This window comes from Pseudoduganella sp. jia 9 (genome assembly GCF_055502615.1).
In genome coordinates this window covers 79,505-95,991 of record NZ_JBUPWE010000016.1, presented here as the reverse complement: position 1 = coordinate 95,991, position 16,487 = coordinate 79,505, and the positions used below count along the sequence as shown (strand labels likewise).

General features: G+C 66.8%; 13 protein-coding genes. 8 read left to right on the top strand and 5 right to left on the bottom strand.

Annotated elements, in window-relative coordinates; all coding sequences use genetic code 11:
• Window positions 1-488: 488 nt before the first annotated feature.
• Window positions 489-1,247: a 3-hydroxyacyl-CoA dehydrogenase NAD-binding domain-containing protein gene (locus ACY34H_RS21745; RefSeq protein WP_464979550.1), complete on the bottom strand. Its 759-nt coding sequence runs from the start codon at window positions 1,245-1,247 to the stop codon at window positions 489-491.
• Between the two features lie 335 nt (window positions 1,248-1,582).
• Window positions 1,583-2,014 (bottom strand): PACE efflux transporter, encoded by a 432-nt coding sequence (locus tag ACY34H_RS21740; protein WP_464979549.1) that lies wholly within the window; start codon window positions 2,012-2,014, stop codon window positions 1,583-1,585.
• A gap of 117 nt (window positions 2,015-2,131) precedes the next feature.
• On the opposite strand from ACY34H_RS21740, the gene ACY34H_RS21735 reads away from it, so the two are divergent.
• Entirely contained in the window at window positions 2,132-3,025 is an 894-nt protein-coding gene (locus ACY34H_RS21735) for a LysR family transcriptional regulator (RefSeq protein WP_464979548.1), read from the top strand.
• 28 nt (window positions 3,026-3,053) lie between these two features.
• On the opposite strand, the gene ACY34H_RS21730 is transcribed toward ACY34H_RS21735, so the two are convergent.
• The gene (locus ACY34H_RS21730; protein ID WP_464979547.1) at window positions 3,054-4,841 is read right to left on the bottom strand and encodes a PLL family lectin; all 1,788 of its coding nucleotides are present in this window, start codon (window positions 4,839-4,841) and stop codon (window positions 3,054-3,056) included.
• 336 nt (window positions 4,842-5,177) lie between these two features.
• Here ACY34H_RS21730 and ACY34H_RS21725 point away from each other — a divergent pair, with 336 nt between their 5' ends.
• Window positions 5,178-6,785, top strand: a complete 1,608-nt coding sequence (locus ACY34H_RS21725) for an EAL domain-containing protein (RefSeq protein ID WP_464979546.1) — start codon at window positions 5,178-5,180, stop codon at window positions 6,783-6,785.
• An 81-nt stretch (window positions 6,786-6,866) separates the two neighbouring features.
• Here the strand turns inward: ACY34H_RS21725 and ACY34H_RS21720 are convergent, their stop codons facing one another.
• Complete coding sequence (locus tag ACY34H_RS21720; protein WP_464979545.1) at window positions 6,867-8,618, bottom strand: glycoside hydrolase family 43 protein; 1,752 nt, start codon at window positions 8,616-8,618, stop codon at window positions 6,867-6,869.
• Between the two features lie 388 nt (window positions 8,619-9,006).
• Between ACY34H_RS21720 and ACY34H_RS21715 the strand changes: the two genes are divergently transcribed.
• Window positions 9,007-9,855: a hypothetical protein gene (locus ACY34H_RS21715; RefSeq protein ID WP_464979544.1), complete on the top strand. Its 849-nt coding sequence runs from the start codon at window positions 9,007-9,009 to the stop codon at window positions 9,853-9,855.
• A 66-nt stretch (window positions 9,856-9,921) separates the two neighbouring features.
• Here the strand turns inward: ACY34H_RS21715 and ACY34H_RS21710 are convergent, their stop codons facing one another.
• Entirely contained in the window at window positions 9,922-11,346 is a 1,425-nt protein-coding gene (locus ACY34H_RS21710; protein ID WP_464979651.1) for a glycosyl hydrolase family 28 protein, read from the bottom strand.
• Between the two features lie 265 nt (window positions 11,347-11,611).
• Between ACY34H_RS21710 and kduI the strand changes: the two genes are divergently transcribed.
• Genes kduI through ACY34H_RS21685 form a run of 5 tightly spaced genes read left to right on the top strand, consistent with a single transcriptional unit; the run spans window position 11,612 to window position 16,480 of the window.
• On the top strand, window positions 11,612-12,460 hold the full coding sequence (gene kduI, locus ACY34H_RS21705) for a 5-dehydro-4-deoxy-D-glucuronate isomerase (RefSeq protein ID WP_464979543.1): 849 nt from the start codon (window positions 11,612-11,614) through the stop codon (window positions 12,458-12,460).
• A 9-nt stretch (window positions 12,461-12,469) separates the two neighbouring features.
• Window positions 12,470-13,225, top strand: a complete 756-nt coding sequence (gene kduD, locus ACY34H_RS21700) for a 2-dehydro-3-deoxy-D-gluconate 5-dehydrogenase KduD (protein ID WP_464979542.1) — start codon at window positions 12,470-12,472, stop codon at window positions 13,223-13,225.
• 36 nt (window positions 13,226-13,261) lie between these two features.
• The gene (locus ACY34H_RS21695; RefSeq protein WP_464979541.1) at window positions 13,262-14,356 is read left to right on the top strand and encodes a hypothetical protein; all 1,095 of its coding nucleotides are present in this window, start codon (window positions 13,262-13,264) and stop codon (window positions 14,354-14,356) included.
• A complete protein-coding gene (locus ACY34H_RS21690; RefSeq protein ID WP_464979540.1) occupies window positions 14,346-15,557 on the top strand; it encodes an AGE family epimerase/isomerase in 1,212 nt (403 codons plus the stop codon). Before ACY34H_RS21695 ends, ACY34H_RS21690 begins: the two co-directional genes overlap by 11 nt.
• The gene (locus tag ACY34H_RS21685; protein ID WP_464979539.1) at window positions 15,554-16,480 is read left to right on the top strand and encodes a carbohydrate kinase family protein; all 927 of its coding nucleotides are present in this window, start codon (window positions 15,554-15,556) and stop codon (window positions 16,478-16,480) included. The genes ACY34H_RS21690 and ACY34H_RS21685 overlap by 4 nt, the downstream gene beginning before the upstream one ends.
• The last annotated feature ends 7 nt before the right edge of the window (window positions 16,481-16,487 follow it).

Genomic DNA, 16,487 nt, shown 5'->3' with positions numbered 1-16,487 from the left:
GGCGCAAGAAGGCGCACGGACGCGGCGGAACAGGGCGGGACACGCGTAAGCGGCAGGACTGAAGCCTGTGCGCCGGAAGTGTCGGGTGCGTGCCGGAAGAAGCTGGGGTTCAGGACTTTCGACCACGCGGGCACCATGCAATGGCATGGCACCGGGTATCTGACGATCAAGCGTCAGACGATGTACGGATGCGGGCACCGGGCCCGGGATTGGCTTTCCATCGCTTTCCAGCGTATGGCATGGAAAGCTGAGCGGCAGAGACGCTGCTGCGACGTTCTGTTGTAAATATACGTCAATTATACGTGCAAATTGCCGCCAAGTCCAGTTACTTTCCAGCTTGGAATGTGCTAGTAATGTGCGCCAGCGTACGTACTGCGCTTGAAAGGCAGCAAAATTCTTCCCATCCGGCTGTACCGGCGACTGCCGCCCGGCAGTGCGGGCGCTGCCGGGCCAGGCGACCACGGTCGCCCGGTCGCATGCTCATCGGATCAGGTCATTATCCGCGCAGCCGGCGCCTCCAGCGTCCTGTGCAATGCCTGGACAAGCGCGGCGGCGGTTGCAAGCGTGCGTTCCGATGTGGCCCTGCCTGCCGCGAATTCCCAGACCAGGGTGGCGTCGGGGCCCTCCGCCAGATGGAAGCCCAGCACGTTCTCCGGATGCCTCGCCAGGCTGGCGACATCGTCGATATCGCACGCCGCAATCCGGGCTACCAGGATGACGTCCTGCCGGGCGACTTCGTTCAGCCGGCGTACCAGGACGCCCGTGGCCTCCCTGCCGGCCCCGGTGACCTCCACGATGACGTCGCAGTCTTTCAGGTGGTGCAGGTTGACGGTGCCGGCCAGCAGTGCCACGCGCCTGTCGCGCTGGGCGGCAGTGATCTCGCCGGCCGTGCAGGCATCTTCGTAGCCCGACCGCAGCGATGACGTCGCCCGGTCGAGCAATTCACGTGCGGGTTCGAACAGGGCGACGGGAATATCGGCATCAAGCACGGCCATGGCAACGCCCATGCCGATACTGTTGGCGCCAATGATGCCCACGCGCGCCACGCGCCGCGCGATGTGTTTCGCTGCCAGCGGGGCCGCATCGTCCCTGCCCCGCTGCGGCGAAGCGAAAACCGTATGGATCCTGCGATGCCGGTCCTGCGTCACCGCGCGCCGGTGCGCCTGCAGGCGGGATTCATCGGCCATCGCCGTGTTCATGTTCGCTTGCGCGGGATGGGACGGGATATCGGTGTGGTACTGGGACATGTGAGACTCCTCGGGATGAACTGAAACCTGCGCGCCGGCGAATCCGCGGGGATGGCAGACCGCTCGCTGTAGCGTTCATCATAAGGGTTACCTGCCTCGAACTCTTATATCTTATAAACGAGGTTCGAGTTAATTCCTTCAATAAAATCAGTGTGTTGCAAGCTTACTTTTACAATGTGGAATTAAATCCTGTGCATCGGGAAGCAAGCGTGACGATAGCCGGCAGCGACTTCCCACCTGATGAAACGTGTTTCGATGTGGTGAAAATGGCGTCGCCAGTATCGGCGGCGTTACCCGCTGCATGCGGGCCGGGCCGGCAGGTGACGGTGTCCCGCTCAGGCCGCGCGCACCGCCGGTGCGGCAATGGGGAACATGCGGTCGTAGGCAAGGTTGAAAAGGAAGCCGTATCCCAGGTAAAAGATCACGATCGCCATGTCCATCAGCAGCGCCTGCCACAAGCCGGTGTCCAGGTACCAGGCGATGAGGGGGATCAGCATGATGACGAGGCCGGCCTCGAACAGCAGCGTGTGCACGACCCGGATCGCCAGGGTCTTGTGCACGCTGCCGCGCAGGCGGCGCATGGCGCGGTCGAAACCCACGTTGAACGCGAAGTTCCACAGCGTGGCGATGGTGGCCGACGCGATACCGATCACCCCCATGGATTGCATGGGCTGGTCGAATAGCACCGCCGACCCGGGAATGAAAATGGCCAGGGCCACGGCTTCGAACAGCAGGGCGTGCCGTACGCGGTCGCCGAATGTACGCATCGATTTCCTTTCATTTGACGTATCGGCAGCATGATCGCATACTCCATAAATGAATGCATACAGGCAAACTCGATGCGTCATGCTTCAAATTTGAATCACCCGACGGAAAATCGCACCATGAAGAACCTGAACTGGGATGACCTGCGGCTGCTGCTGCTGATCGCGCAGGAAGGTACCTTGCGGGGTGCATCCAGGAAGGCGGGGTTGAGCGCGGCAACGCTGGCACGCCGGCTCGATGAACTGGAAGATGCGGTCGGGCAGAAACTGGTCGAGCGGTTCCAGGGCGGCTGCGTTGCGACGGCGTTCGGTGCCGACATGATCGCGCTGGCCGGCCAGATGGGCGAGATTGCGCTGGAAGTCGAGCGCACGCGGGACCGGCAGGATGCCCACGCCGCGTCTGGCCTGGTGCGGATCAATACCGACGAATGGCTTTCCTACTTCCTCACGACCCGTTTCGCGCGCTTCCACGACACCTTCCCGAACGTCGAGGTGGAAATCGTCACATCGCACCGACCCTACAGCCTGGCGCGGCGTGAAGCCGATATCGCGATCCGTCCTTACCGCCCGGAACAGCTCGATCTCGTCGCACGCCGTATCGGCACCCTGTCGTTCGGCCTGTATTGCAGCCGGGAAGTCGCGGTGCGCCATGCCGCCGCGCTGGCAGGCCGGGACTGGGCCAGCCTGCCGTTCGTGGGATTCGACGAACCCCGTGCGGAATTCCAGTCCGACCGGTGGCTGCGTGCCCTGCCCGGCGCCCCGGCGCCGTGGATGCGCTGCAGCTACGGGCTCGGGATCCTCGACGGCGTTTCCCATGGTGCCGGGCTGGGCGTGCTGGCGACTTTCCTTGCCAGCGACCAGCCCGGCCTCGTTGCCGCGGTCCCCCATATCCCCGAGCTGGACCAGGAAATCTGGCTGTCGATGCATAGCGGGCTGCGCACGAGCGCGCGCATCAGGGCAGTGGTGGACTTCATGGAACAGGTATTCACGGACTACCGCGAGACGGGCTGTTGAGAGGCCGGCGAACCGACCTCCTCGCCTGTCACCCCGCCGGCGCCAGCGAGCGAACCTGGAAGTCGACCCGCACGACGTTGCTCCATAGAAAATCGCCATTGGCCTGCCGGCCATCGGTGGCGGAAATGGCCACCGTGCCGATGCCCGCGGCATTGACGACCAGGCCTGACAGGTCGCCCCGGATGACGTGGTCGATCCTGCCGTCGCCCGACGATGGCGTGAACTCGCGGCGCGTTTCGATCAGGACGGCGGCGTCGACGACACGCAGCGCCACGCCCTGGCTGCTATTCGGCATGTTCGGCAGGAATCCCGAGCCGGTCACGTGGAACCGGGCGTCCGTGACGGAGCCGGAGAATTCGACCCTGATGACCGGCGTGGCGACCGGAGCCGGCGGCGGCGTGGGTGGTGCCGGTGGTGCCGGCAGGTTGGCCGCGATGTTGAACTGCCGCGTCAGCGTGGTGGGCCCTTCCGGCCCGGCGAGCCCGGTGCGCTGGACAATGATCTCGAAGGCGCCGGGCTGGTTGACCGCGATGATCCGGTCGAATGCCACGCCCGCCGGAATGATGTCGCCGATCCCCGGCACGACGGTACCGCCTTTGACCACGTGCCAGCGCGTGTCGGACACGATGCCGTCGCTCGCGCGCACATGCAGGCCGACCTGCAGCGGTATCGTCGTCGAGGTCTGATCGATATCGACATCGAGCGTCATCGGCGCGCGCGGTCCCCAGAAGGTGCTCCAGGCACGGTTGTCGAAGCCCAGCACGAACACGTCGAGATTGAGGTCGGCACGCGAGACGGCGGCAAGCCGCTGGCGTTCGCGATCGAACACCGCCTGCCCCGGCAGCGGGAACCAGTCGCCGCTCCAGCCCGCCTGGTCGTTCCAGAATGTGCTCCAGATGCGGTTGTCGAAACCGATCAGGAACAGGTCGAGATTGCCCGCCGCGCGGGAGACGGCGGCGACCTGCTGGCGCTCGCGATCGAACACCGCCTGCCCCGGCAATGGGAACCAGTCGCCGTTCCAGCCCGCCTGGTCGTTCCAGAACGTGCTCCAGACGTGGTTGTCGAACCCGATCACGAACAGGTCGAGATTGCCCGCGGCGCGGGAGACGGCGGCAACCTGCTGGCGTTCGCGGTCGAACACGGCCTGCCCCGGCAGCGGGAACCAGTCGCCGTTCCAGCCCACCTGGTCATTCCAGAACGTGCTCCAGACGTGGTTGTCGAACCCGATCACGAACAGGTCGAGGTTGCCCGCGGCGCGGGAGACCGCGGCGACCTGCTGGCGTTCGCGGTCGAACACCGCCTGTCCGGGAAGCGGGAACCAGTCGCCGTTCCAGCCCGCCTGGGCGTTCCAGAAGGTGGTCCAGACGCGGTTGTCGAAACCGAGCACGAACAGGTCGAGGTTACCGTGACCGCGCGACACGGCGGCGATCTTCTGCTTGTCGCGATCGAACACGGCCTGTCCCGGCAGCGGGGCCCAGTCGTTCTTCCAGCCGCTCTCGGTATGCCAGGCGGTGGTCCACACGCGGTTGTCGAAACCGATCACGAACAGGTCGAGATTGCCGTGCCCCCGCGACACGGCAGCGATCTGCTGCCTGTCGCGGTCGAACACGGCCTGCCCGGGCAGCGGAAACCAGTCGTTGCTCCAGCCGGTCTGGTCGTTCCAGAACGTGGTCCAGACGCGGTTGTCGAATCCGATGACGAACAGGTCGAGGTTGCCGGGGCCACGCGACACGGACGCGATATGCTGCCTGTCGCGGTCGAACACGGCTTGCCCGGGAAGCGGAAATGCATCGGGGTTCCAGATATTGAAGGTCATGCTTGCTCTCCTGTACTGCATGGCAGCCCTGAGTCCGTCAGGGGCGGAAGGAAGCGGTCGCTTCCCTGGTCAGGGACCGTACGGCCTGAAAACGCGGCTGTGCAGGCAGGTTTCGGGGCTCGCAAGGTTTCAGGTCGAAGCCGTGCCGTGGCGCGGAATGTCAAGGGGCCATGCTGCGCCGGGGGCGGCAACGCAGGTGTCATCGTTTGTAGGTGTTTTGTCGCCGTCTGTAGCGGGCTGTCCGCGCCGGCAAATCGTTCACGGCAGCGCTTGCCATGGCAAGGCGGCGGTATACTCCGGTACCATCCATCGAATGCCGACGAGAGATCCTGCTTGATGCCACGAAGGTTCATCAGTAGAAACGCCCTGTATACACTGATCCTGGCGGCCGCATTGGCACAGGCCATGCTCTTGCCCTGGCTTGCATGGAACGAGGCACAGCGCCAGGCACTCGCTGCGGAAGCCGAACTGGCCCTGGCTTTCGCGCGCGACGTGCGCTACCGCGCGGACCAGATCGTGCGCCAGGTCGACGACGGCATCGCACGGCTGGCCCGGTCGGGGTACCCGCCCTGCTCCGGTCCGGCACGTGCGCTGATGCGCGAGATCGACCTGACATCCACGCACCTCCAGGCCATCGGCTACAGTCGCGATGGCGTGATGATCTGTTCGTCGCTTGGCGACTCGCCGATCGACCTCGGTGACAATTCCTTCGTGACCGGAAAGGGCATGAGGCTGTTTCTCGATGTACCGGCCGGCAGCCGTACCGGCGGCGCACTGATGGCAGTGGAGCGGCATGGCTACACGGCCCTGGTCCACCGCAGCCTGCCGCTTGACACATGGACCGCTGTCAGCGGCGTTTCCGTTGCGGTCATCCAGCTCGACCGGCCCAGGGATGGCCGCCCGATCGTCTCGCGCGGCCATGTAAATCCTGCCTGGGTGGCACGCCTCGGCCAGCGCCGCGAGACCGCATTCGCGGACGGCGCCTACCTGGTCGCCATCGTGCGCTCGCCGCTCGCACCATCCGCCGCCATCGCCGCACTTCCGCTGTCGCGCGTCGAGGAACGTGCCGAGTCCATCGCCATCCGGCTGGTACCTGCCGGCATGGTCCTCGGCCTTGCTGTCGGGGCCGGGATCATGGCGTTTGCGCGGCAGCAGATGTCCGTTGCGGCTGCGCTGCGCCATGGCCTGGCGCATCACGAATTCTTCCTTGTCTACCAGCCCATCGTCGATCTGCGCACCAACCGGTGCACGGGAGCGGAAGCACTGTTGCGCATGCGCCGGGGTACCGGGGAACTCATTGGCCCGGACCTGTTCATTCCCATTGCCGAGCAAACCGGGTTGATCACCCGCCTGACGGAGCGGGTATTCGAACTGGTGGAGAAGGACGCCGGTCGATTCCTGGCGCAGCACCCGGCATTTCACATCGCGCTGAATATCTCCGCGGCGGACCTGCGCTCCGCCTCCTTGCTGCCTTCGATCGACCGCCTGCTCGAACGCACCGGCGCCAGGCCATCGAATTTTATTGTCGAGATCACCGAAAGAGGCTTCATCGATCTCGCCATCGCGCAGCGCGCGCTGGCCGCGCTGCGCGAACGGGGCATCGACATCGCCATCGACGATTTCGGCACGGGTTACTCGAGCCTGTCGTACCTCGAATCGCTGGACGTGGACCTGCTCAAGATCGACCGCTCCTTCATCGAAACGATCGGCACGGGCGCGCCGACCAGCCAGGTCGTCGGCCATATCATCGCCATGGCGCGCACCATCGGCTTGCAGATGATCGCGGAAGGCATCGAGACCGAGGAGCAGGCAGCCTTCGTGCGACAGCACGGGGTAGAGTACGCCCAGGGCTGGCTGTTCGGGAAACCGGTGGAGTTCAGCGCGATCGAGCGAATCGTCGCCGCCCAGCCCGGGATGCCATCGGACGAGACTTACCGTGCATGAAGGCGCAGTTGGCGAAAGGACGCGGCGCGCCCCGGTGTCCAGCCCATCAGCTCTTGCAGGGGTCTCGCGCGATACATCCGGTCACCTTGAAAAGCGCCAGTAGTCGAACTCCGCATATCCCGCCCGGGTCGCGGTGTTCGACGGCGACCCGCCCGGCGCCTGGGCGAACAGGCCAAGCTGCGTGCCGACCCAGCGCCCCGGCTGCGTCACGAACGGTGGGCCGAGCGCCGTAAAGGTGGCGCCATCCAGGCTGTAGCTGAAGGTCACCTTCGCATGGGTCGACCGCAGCATCGAATGCCAGTAATGGGGAAAGTCCGGCGCTGCGTCGGCCACTTCGACGGGACTGAACGTCATGCGCACGTGGACCGGCCCCTTCACCTCGACAGGCGCGGTCAGCACCGTTTCCGCGCTTTGCCGCACCTTGCCCTTGCTGATGCCGAGGTCCGCCCCCAGGCGGGTGACCTGCACGAGCCGCTGGCCGGCCGCGGTGTTTTCCAGGCCGATCCATGCATAGTCGTAGCCGTAGGCAATCAGGCCTGCCCGTTCGCCATGCTGCGACCCTGCTTTCAGTTCCACCGACGTGGTGACCGAAAACGCCATGCCCGGCAGCTTCTGCGTCAGCAGGTGGCCGGCCTCCCACAGGTTGGCCGGAGACGAGACCGCCTTCAGCCGCAGGCGCCCTTTGACGGACGCGTCGACCCAGTCCGCCATCGGATTGGCCATCCATTGCCACCCCAGGTGATAGCCGTTGTCGAACTCGTCGCTGGTGGCGGGGACGGCGGCCGGCTGCGCCGCAACGTTCGGCTTCCTGTACTGCGCGACGGGCTTGCCGTAATGCTCCCGGCCCTGCCGGATGCCGATGACGGGCCAGCCGTCCGTACCCCACCGCATCGGCTGCAGGAAGACACGGCGGCCGTACGAATCGCCGTCCGAGAAATGCACGAACCAGTCCTCGCCGGCCGGGGTGTCGACCCAGGCGCCCTGGTGCGGCCCGTTGATCGCCGTATCGCCCTGGTCCATCACGTTGCGCCCCTCGTACGGCCCCTCGATATGCCGGGAGCGGAACACGCCCTGCCAGCCGCCCTTCACGGACCCCGATGGCGCAAACACGTAGTACCAGCCGCCGCGCTTGTACAGCTTGGGGCCCTCGGTGGTAAACCATGGCGTGGGGCCCTGGGAAGTGGCAGCCTTCGGCAATGCCGCCCCGTCGATGATCCGCCTGCCCGGGCCCTCGGTGCGCGTGCCGTCCGGCGTCATTTTTTTCAGCGTGATCACGTTCTGGAAGCCGGCGCGCGATGCCGCATAGGCATGCGCCAGCCACGCCTGGCCGTCGTCGTCCCAGAAGGGCGCGGGGTCGATCGCGCCCTTCGTGTCGTCGACCCGCACCGGCGCGCTCCACGGGCCCCGTGGATCGGTGGCGGTCACGACGAAGATGCCGAAGTCCGGGTCCGGGTAGTAGATGTAGAACTTGCCGCCGTGATGCCGGATCGCCGGCGCCCACACGCCACCACCGTGGCGCGGTACGGCATGGTGTGCTTCGGGTACATTCCTGGCCAGCGCGTAGCCGATCAGCGTCCAGTTGACCAGGTCCTTCGAGTGCAGCACCGGCAGGCCGGGAACATTGGTGAAGCTGGATGCGGTGAGGTAGAAATCGTCGCCGACGCGTACCACGTCCGGGTCGGAATAATCGCCGTTCAGGATCGGGTTGATGTAGGTGCCGTCGCCCTGGTCGGCGACCCAGACCCCTGGAGGCATCGGTCCGGCTTGGGCGGCGTGCGCGGGGAATGCCATGCCGAGCGACAGCATGATCGTGGCGAGGGTAGTGGAACGCAAAATGAGGTGTCTCCTGTCACCGTTATCCGGACAGCCGGAAGCCGGCTGGCTGCGCCAGCGCCGGCCGGGCCGCATGCCCGGACAAGGCATGTAAGTTATCGATATCAAAGCGTAACACCAGTACGCCATATCGGGCAACCGGAGATAAAAACACTTGGATTCGCCAACCGCTGTGCTACGATTGTTATCGATAACCAAACTGGACGGAGACCGCGATGCACCTTTCAAGCATTGATCCTTCACTTGCCGGCAAACCGCGTGACGCGGCAAGTGCATTTCGCCAACGGCGCCCGCCCCTGGCGCCGCCCCGCCCATCGGCGGCAGGCTGCCGGGGGCGCTGATGGGCGCCCTTCTTCGGCCTGAAATGTTATCGATAACTGATCACCTGATGCTGCGGCGCCCGACGGATATTCTGCTGTCGCGCGCCGGCGCCCTGTATCGCGCGGCACGCTTCGACGCGGTGCGGGATCCCGCGTCAAGCCTGCTTTGCCATGCACTGGCATTGCGCCACCTGCACGGCGACGAATCGGACCAGGCGCAGGTACGCGCCGCGTTCGACGCGTTGCCGGCCGCCACTGCGGAGCAGGAACTGGTTGCCACGTTTCATCTCTGTACGCTTGCGCTGGCGGCGGGAGTGGAGGCTGCCGCCGTGGAACTCGAACGGGCCTGGAGCCGGATGGAGCGGTACGCCTGGCAGGAACGGCGCGAGCTGTACGGTGCCTGTGTCGACAATGCCGACGCCTGTGCGGCATTGCTGACGGCATTCGAGATCAATGGCGACCTGCGCTTCCTGCGCCGTGCCGAAACGCTGGCACGCACGGTGACCGCGCGCGCCAGGCCGGCGACCAGGGCGCAGTGCCAGTGGGCGTTGTCACTGCTGCGGCTGGCGCGTCATCCCGTCGCGCTGGCCCATCCTGGCAGCTGGATGGCGCCCCATGCGATGCGCCTGTTCGACGCCGCCTTTCCCGCCCTGGACAACACCGATTTCGCCCAGCTTGCCCAGGCGCTGGCGGTCGCCGGCGCGCTCGCGGCCCGGACGGGCTCGGCCCGCCAGTTGCAGCGCCACGAGCAACTCTGGGCCCTGTGCTGGCGCGCCTGCCTGGACCTGCCCGAAGGCAGCCCCGCCGCGGCCGCCGCCGTGCTGCGGGCCGTCGACCTGCTGTCGAGCCAGTGCCCGCAAGCGCAAGGATCCCGACAGAACGCCCGCCTTCCGGCAGCGCCGGCACGTCCCGGGTAACGTCGGCCAGCGATAGATGGCCGCGAGCGGGCGGCCATCCGCTGCCGTGCCGCTTGCCCGATGCGGCTACCGGAAGGTAACGCCTTCGACGAACGGCCCGATCTCCAGCACGTTCGGCTCGGCGCCTTTCAGCCTGCGGCCGCCGACCGTGACGTTGTCGAACGTGATGTTGCGGACCTTGCGCGCCGCATCGTGGCCGCGCAGCAGCGAGGCACTCGCCGCGCCCTTGCCCGAGTAGTGGATGTTGCGCAGGACGATGTTCTCGATGCCGCGGCCCGGGCTGGTGTTGTATTTCGCCGTATAGGCGATGTGGAAGTTGAACAGCTTGCCTTCTTCGATGCGCTCGACACGGATGTCCTCGAACGTCACGTCGCGCACCAGGTTGTCGTCGCCGGCCATGATGCCCAGTGCGCCGGCATAGACGGGATCGTCCTCGTCGTGCTCGAGGATGTCGATGTCGCTGAAGCGCACGCGCTCGATCACCTCCGGTTCCGGATGCGCCGGCGTCGGCGTATTGCCGTGGATGCCGATCATCACCGCATGCGCCACGTCGGCCCACAGCGTCGTGCGGGTCACGCTGACGTCGCGGGTATTGCCCCAGATGTCCCAGCGGTGGTTGTACAGGGTGATGCAGTCGTCCGACGTGCGGATGAAGCTGTCCGATATGCGGACCCGCTCGCAGGCGAAGTGGCCGAGGCCGTCGGACCACGGACGCGCGCCGATGGTGCGGATGCCGCGTTCTTCGACGTCCTGCGACTGGATGCAGCGCATCGTGCCTTCCGGCTGGTTGATGAAGATGGGGCCGTCGATCAGCACGTTCCTGGCATTGCGGATCCGCATCTGGTCGGCGCCGATGAACAGGCCGTCGCTGTGCACCTTGACGTTTTCCACGCCGTCGATGACGAGCGGGCGCTTCAGGATTGCCGAGCCGTCGATATACACCGTGGTATTCGAGCGCAGGTGGAACTCGCCGTCGTGGATGCCGGGACCGAAATAGACGACCGGCTGGGTGAAGTCCGGCGTCTTGCCGGTCGTGATCGGGCCATCCCGCGCCACACGGGGCATGTCCTTGCGGATCGCCTGGGTGAACAGATGCAGGTTGTGGTGGCGGTCGTCGTCGAACTCGATGCTGAGATTCTCCGGCTTCTTCAGCCGGAAATACACCGTGTTGTCGCGCACCTCGGTGCGCACGCCCTTGCTGGCCGGCCGTACCGCCACGCTGCCGAAGCGGCCATTGTTCTTCTGCACCGCCACCTCGACCTCGCCGTCGAAATTGAAATGCACCATCGACGCGTCCTTGGTCGGCTGGTCCAGGTCGACCTTCACGTTGTACTCATATACATCCTGCCATGCCCCGCCGGGAACGCGCACGCGCACCGTGAAGTCGTCGTTGTGGTGCGTGTAGCGCACCGGTTCCGGGAATGGAAATACCTGCACTCGGTTTTCCGCGCAGGCGAGCCCCGCCTGCAGCAGGGCGCACAGCGCCAGCATCGTCTTCAATATGGTCTCCTGGTCGTTATCGCGGCGCGGCCGATGCCGCGCCGGCATGATGACGGCGTGCGTTCCACCGCCGGGACGGATGCGCGCGCGCCGCCCCCATGTAAGTTATCGATAACACTAACCTCATCGACCCGCCTTGTCAACCGGCCGGGCCTGATTAATTTCACGCCCTGCGGGTTTCTTTTCCAGCCGACTCGCTGTATATTTCTGTTATCGATATCACGCCGCTGACGGCGCCGCACTACTGGAGACCGCGATGTTCGACAAGACTTACCATGCCACCCACCCGGACATGATGGAGCATGCCACCAGCGAGCAGCTGCGCCAGCGCCACCTGATCGGCGGCCTGTTCACGCCCGACGGCCTGCGCCTGAACTACTGCCACCACGAGCGCTTCGTCATCGGCGGCGCAGCCCCGGTGACGGGTCCGGTCGCCCTGCCCGTCCATACCGAGCCTGCATCGGCCGCGGGGCAGCCGTTCCTGGCCAGGCGCGAGCTGGCCGCGGTCAACGTGGCCGACGGCATGGGCCGGGTCACCGTGGATGGCGCCGTGTTCGAGCTGGCCCCGCGCGACTGCCTGTATGTGCCGATGGGCAGCACCGAAGTCGTGTTCGAGTCCGTCGATCCGGCCGATCCGGCACGCTTCTACCTGGCATCCACGCCGGCGCACGCCCGCTTCGAGGTGCGCAAGATCTGCCATGCGCAGGCCATCCCGCTCGAGCGCGGCAGCGCCGAATCGTCGAACGAGCGCACCATCTACCAGTACGTGGTGCCCGGCGTCTGCCAGTCCGCCCAGCTGCTGCTCGGGCTGACGATCCTGAAGACCGGCAGCGTGTGGAACACCATGCCGCCGCACCTGCACGAGCGCCGCTCGGAAGTGTATTTCTATTTCGGACTGAAGCAATCCGAACGCGTCTTCCATTTCATGGGCGAACCGGACGCGGCACGCCATATCGTCGTCGCCAACGACGAGGCGGTGGTGTCGCCGCCATGGTCGATCCACATGGGCTCGGGCACCGCCAGCTACGCGTTCATCTGGGCGATGGGCGGCGAGAACCTCGACTACACCGACATGCACGTGCTCGACATCTGCCAGCTGAAGTAAGGAATGCGCATGAATCCACTATTCGATCTCGGCGGCCGCGTGGCCGCCGTCACCGGTGCCAATACCGGGCTGGGCCAGGCAATCGCCGTCGCGCTGGCAGGCGCCGGCGCCGACATCGTGGCGATCGGCCGCAGTCCCTGTCCCGATACCGAAGCGCGGGTGCGCGGCTCGGGCCGCGATTTCCTGTTCGTGCATGCCGACCTGTCGACCGTCGCCGATGTGGCAGGCGCGGTCGACGCGGCGGTGGCCTTCCGGGGACGGATCGACATCCTGGTCAACAACGCCGGCATCATCCGGCGCGCCGACAGCCTCGATGTGACCGAGGAGGACTGGGATGCCGTCATGGATACCAACCTGAAATCGCTGTTCTTCCTGTCGCAGGCCGCCGCGCGCCACATGGCGGGCAATGGTGGCGGCAAGATCGTCAACGTGGCGTCGCTGCTGTCGTTCCAGGGCGGCATCCGCGTTCCCGCCTACGCGGCCAGCAAGAGCGCCGTGGCGGGCCTCACGCGGGCCCTTGCCAACGAATGGGCCGGCATGGGCATCAATGTCAATGCGATCGCGCCCGGCTACTTCGAAACGAACAATACCGCGGCGCTGCGCGCCGACCCGGTACGCGAACCGGCGATCCTGGCGCGCATCCCGGCGGGCCGCTGGGGGCGGCCGGACGACCTGGCCGGTGCCGCCGTCTTCCTGTCCGGCAGCGCCAGCGATTACGTCCACGGCGTGGTGCTGCCGGTCGACGGTGGATGGCTTGCGCGATGACCAGGCAGGGTATCGCCAGTCCCGGCGTACCACGGCATGTCGAAGACGACAGCGCCGTCCGGCAGAGAGGCGCCGATGCACGCGGCTGACCTGCCCGACACCTGGCAGCTGGCCTGGGAGCACGGCCGCGCCGAAGTGCAGGCACTGGGCGGCATGCTGGGACCGGTCTCGTTCCGGCTGTCGGCGCACCGCGAGCTCGACGTGATGCACGTGGCGCCCTGGTCCGGCATGACGGCGGCGGATGCCCTTCCCGGCGTGCTGCGCCGCCTGCGCGGGGAGTGGCCATGCGTACCGTTCGGCCGCACCGACCAGCCGCGCGACCTGCCCCACGGCTGGCGCACGCATGCGGCCGAGGACGACTGGGCGCACGGCTACGCGGCGAACCATCGCTGGCGATGCGTGGAAGCCGACGGCCGCCGCGTGCACCTGGCGATCGACTACCCGGAAGACGCCGCCGTGGCACGGGTCGAGCGCACCGTCGCCGTCGACCCGTCCGCCGCGGCGCTGGACATATCGCTGACGATCCATGCGCGCCGCGTCGCGCGGCTGCCGGCCGGGCTGCACCCGACGTTCCGGCTGCCGTCCAGGCCGGGCAGCGTGCGGATCGGACTGGGCCGGCACGACGGCATTCTCAGCTATCCCGCCAACGCGCCGGGTGCCATCTCGCGCCTGCAACCGGACAGCATGTCGCGCCGGCTGGACGCCATGAAAGGCCTCGACGGCCCGCTCGACCTGGCCTGCCTGCCGCTGCCGTTGCCCGGCGAAGAGCTGCTCCAGGTTACCGGCCTGCGCGGCATCGGCGGCGCCGCGCCGTTCACGCTGGATTACCTGGACTACGGAGCCAGCGTGGGCCTGTGGTGGGACAGCGGACAGTTGCCCGACCTGATGCTATGGATCAGCAACGGCGGCCGCATCAATTTTCCCTGGCTGGGCCGGCACCTGGCGATCGGCGCCGAACCGGTCAATAGCCTGTTCGACCTGGGCCGGATAGCGACTCCCCCGCCCGGCCATCCGCTGGCAGACCGGCTCGGCCTGCTGCTCGACCCTGCCCGGCCGCTGCACCTGCGCTACCGCATCGCAGGCTGGCTCACGCCCTCCACCATCCACCCGCGAGACAACCATGCAAACTGATTTCCGCAGCAGCGCCTTCCTGCTGGCGCACGTGGCGCATACGATGGCGTTCTACCGTCCGCGCTGCGTCGACCCCAGCGGCGGCTTCTACCACTTCTACAAGGACGACGGCACGGTCTACGATGCGCATGCGCGCCACCTGGTCAGCAGTACGCGCTTTGTCTTCAACCATGCGATGGCCTGTCGCCATTTCCACGACGAGGCGGACCTGCAGCGCGTGCGCCACGGCCTGTCCTTCCTGCGCGATGTGCACCGCGACCCGGTCAGCGGCGGCTATGCATGGCAGCTCGACTGGCGCGACGGCGTGAAGACCGTGACCGACGCCACCAACCACTGCTATGGCCTGGCCTTCGTGCTGCTGGCCTATGCGCACGCGCTGCAGGCCGGCGTCGAAGAGGCGCGCGGCTGGATCGACGAAACGCACGAGCTGATGGAGCAGCGCTTTTGGGAGCCGCAGCACGGCCTGTACGCGGACGAAGCAACGACCGGCTGGGAGCTGTCGCCGTATCGCGGCCAGAACGCCAACATGCACGCGTGCGAAGCGATGCTGGCCGCCTACGATGCCACTGGCAACCTGCGCTACCTGCAACGCGCCGAAACGCTGGCACGCAATATCGCAGTACGCCAGGCTGGCCTGGCGGACAACCTGGTGTGGGAACACTACCGGCAAGACTGGTCGGTCGACGGCGACTACAACCGCCACGACAGCAGCAACATCTTCCGTCCCTGGGGCTACCAGCCGGGCCACCTGACCGAGTGGACCAAGCTGCTGCTGATCCTGGAGCGGCATGCCGACAAGCTGGCCGGCCCGGCCGACTGGCTGCTGCCGCGCGCCGTGCGATTCTTCGATACCGCGCTGGCCAGGGCCTGGGACGAACGCCATGGCGGCATCCATTACGGCTTCGCACCGGATGGTTCGATCTGCGACGGCCATAAATACTTCTGGGTACAGGCCGAAAGCTTCGCCGCCGCCGCGCTGCTGGGCGCGCGCACCGGAGAGCAGCGCTACTGGGACTGGTACGACCGCATCTGGCAATACAGCTGGGAGCATTTCGTCGACCACGAACACGGCGCCTGGTACCGCATCCTGGGGCCGGACAATGCCAGGCTGACCGACGAGAAAAGCCCGGCCGGCAAGACCGACTACCACACGATGGGTGCCTGCTACGAAGTGCTGTCGGCGTTGCCGGGGGCCGCGTGAGCGCGCTGCCCGCGTTTGTTTCCGCCGGCGAGGCGCTGACCGACCTGCTGCGCACCGGCGACGCGGCCTGGCGCAGCCAGGTCGGCGGCTCGACGTGGAACGTGGCGCGCGTGGTGGCGCGCCTCGGGCTGCCGAGCGCTTTCGCCGGCGCGGTCAGCCGCGACACGTTCGGCGCCGCACTGGCCGCGGCAAGCGAGGTGGCGCAGCTCGACGGCCGTTTCCTGCAGCAGGTGGACCGGTCGCCGCTGCTGGCCATCGTGCACGAAATGGAACCGCCCCGCTATTTCTTCGTCGGCGACGACAGCGCCGACCTGCACTTCGATCCCGCCCTGCTGCCCGCCGGGTGGCCGCAGGCGGTGCGCCGGGTGCACTTCGGCGGCATCAGCCTGGCCCGCGAACCGCTGGCCGGCAGGCTGCTGGCGATGGCGGCCGAACTGAAGGAGCGCGGCGTGCCGGTCAGCTACGACCCGAACTTCCGCGCGCTGATGGACGAACGCTACGACGCCACGCTGGCGCGCATGACGCGGCTGGCCGACGTCATCAAGGTGTCCGACGAGGACCTGCGCGGCCTGTTCCGTACCGGCGACGCGGACGGCGCCTTTGCCCGGCTGCGCGACATGAACCCCAATGCGCTGTTCCTGTATACGCGCGGCGCGCAAGGCGCGAGCCTGTACCACGGCCCTCGGCACTGGCGTGCCGCCCCGCCGCCGATCGACGTGGTGGACACCGTGGGCGCCGGCGACGCCAGCATGGGCGCCCTGCTGTACAGTCTCGCCGCGCACCCCGGCGAGGACGGTTGCCTTCACCTGCGCTTCGCCATCGCGGCCGGCGCGGCGGCCTGCACCCATGCCGGCGCGGCGCCGCCGGCACGCGAACAGGTGCACGCACTCATGCAGCATTGCCCGGCACAGACCGTGGCCTGACAACAAG

Coding starts and splice junctions, on each gene's coding strand:
- kduD (WP_464979542.1), top strand. CDS start 12,470: ATGAATCCACTATTCGATCTCGGCGGCCGCGTGGCCGCCGTCACCGGT.
- ACY34H_RS21735 (WP_464979548.1), top strand. CDS start 2,132: ATGAAGAACCTGAACTGGGATGACCTGCGGCTGCTGCTGCTGATCGCG.
- ACY34H_RS21745 (WP_464979550.1), bottom strand. CDS start 1,247: ATGTCCCAGTACCACACCGATATCCCGTCCCATCCCGCGCAAGCGAAC.
- ACY34H_RS21740 (WP_464979549.1), bottom strand. CDS start 2,014: ATGCGTACATTCGGCGACCGCGTACGGCACGCCCTGCTGTTCGAAGCC.
- ACY34H_RS21730 (WP_464979547.1), bottom strand. CDS start 4,841: ATGACCTTCAATATCTGGAACCCCGATGCATTTCCGCTTCCCGGGCAA.
- ACY34H_RS21710 (WP_464979651.1), bottom strand. CDS start 11,346: ATGCTGGCGCTGTGCGCCCTGCTGCAGGCGGGGCTCGCCTGCGCGGAA.
- ACY34H_RS21690 (WP_464979540.1), top strand. CDS start 14,346: ATGCAAACTGATTTCCGCAGCAGCGCCTTCCTGCTGGCGCACGTGGCG.
- ACY34H_RS21715 (WP_464979544.1), top strand. CDS start 9,007: ATGCTGCGGCGCCCGACGGATATTCTGCTGTCGCGCGCCGGCGCCCTG.
- kduI (WP_464979543.1), top strand. CDS start 11,612: ATGTTCGACAAGACTTACCATGCCACCCACCCGGACATGATGGAGCAT.
- ACY34H_RS21725 (WP_464979546.1), top strand. CDS start 5,178: ATGCCACGAAGGTTCATCAGTAGAAACGCCCTGTATACACTGATCCTG.
- ACY34H_RS21695 (WP_464979541.1), top strand. CDS start 13,262: ATGTCGAAGACGACAGCGCCGTCCGGCAGAGAGGCGCCGATGCACGCG.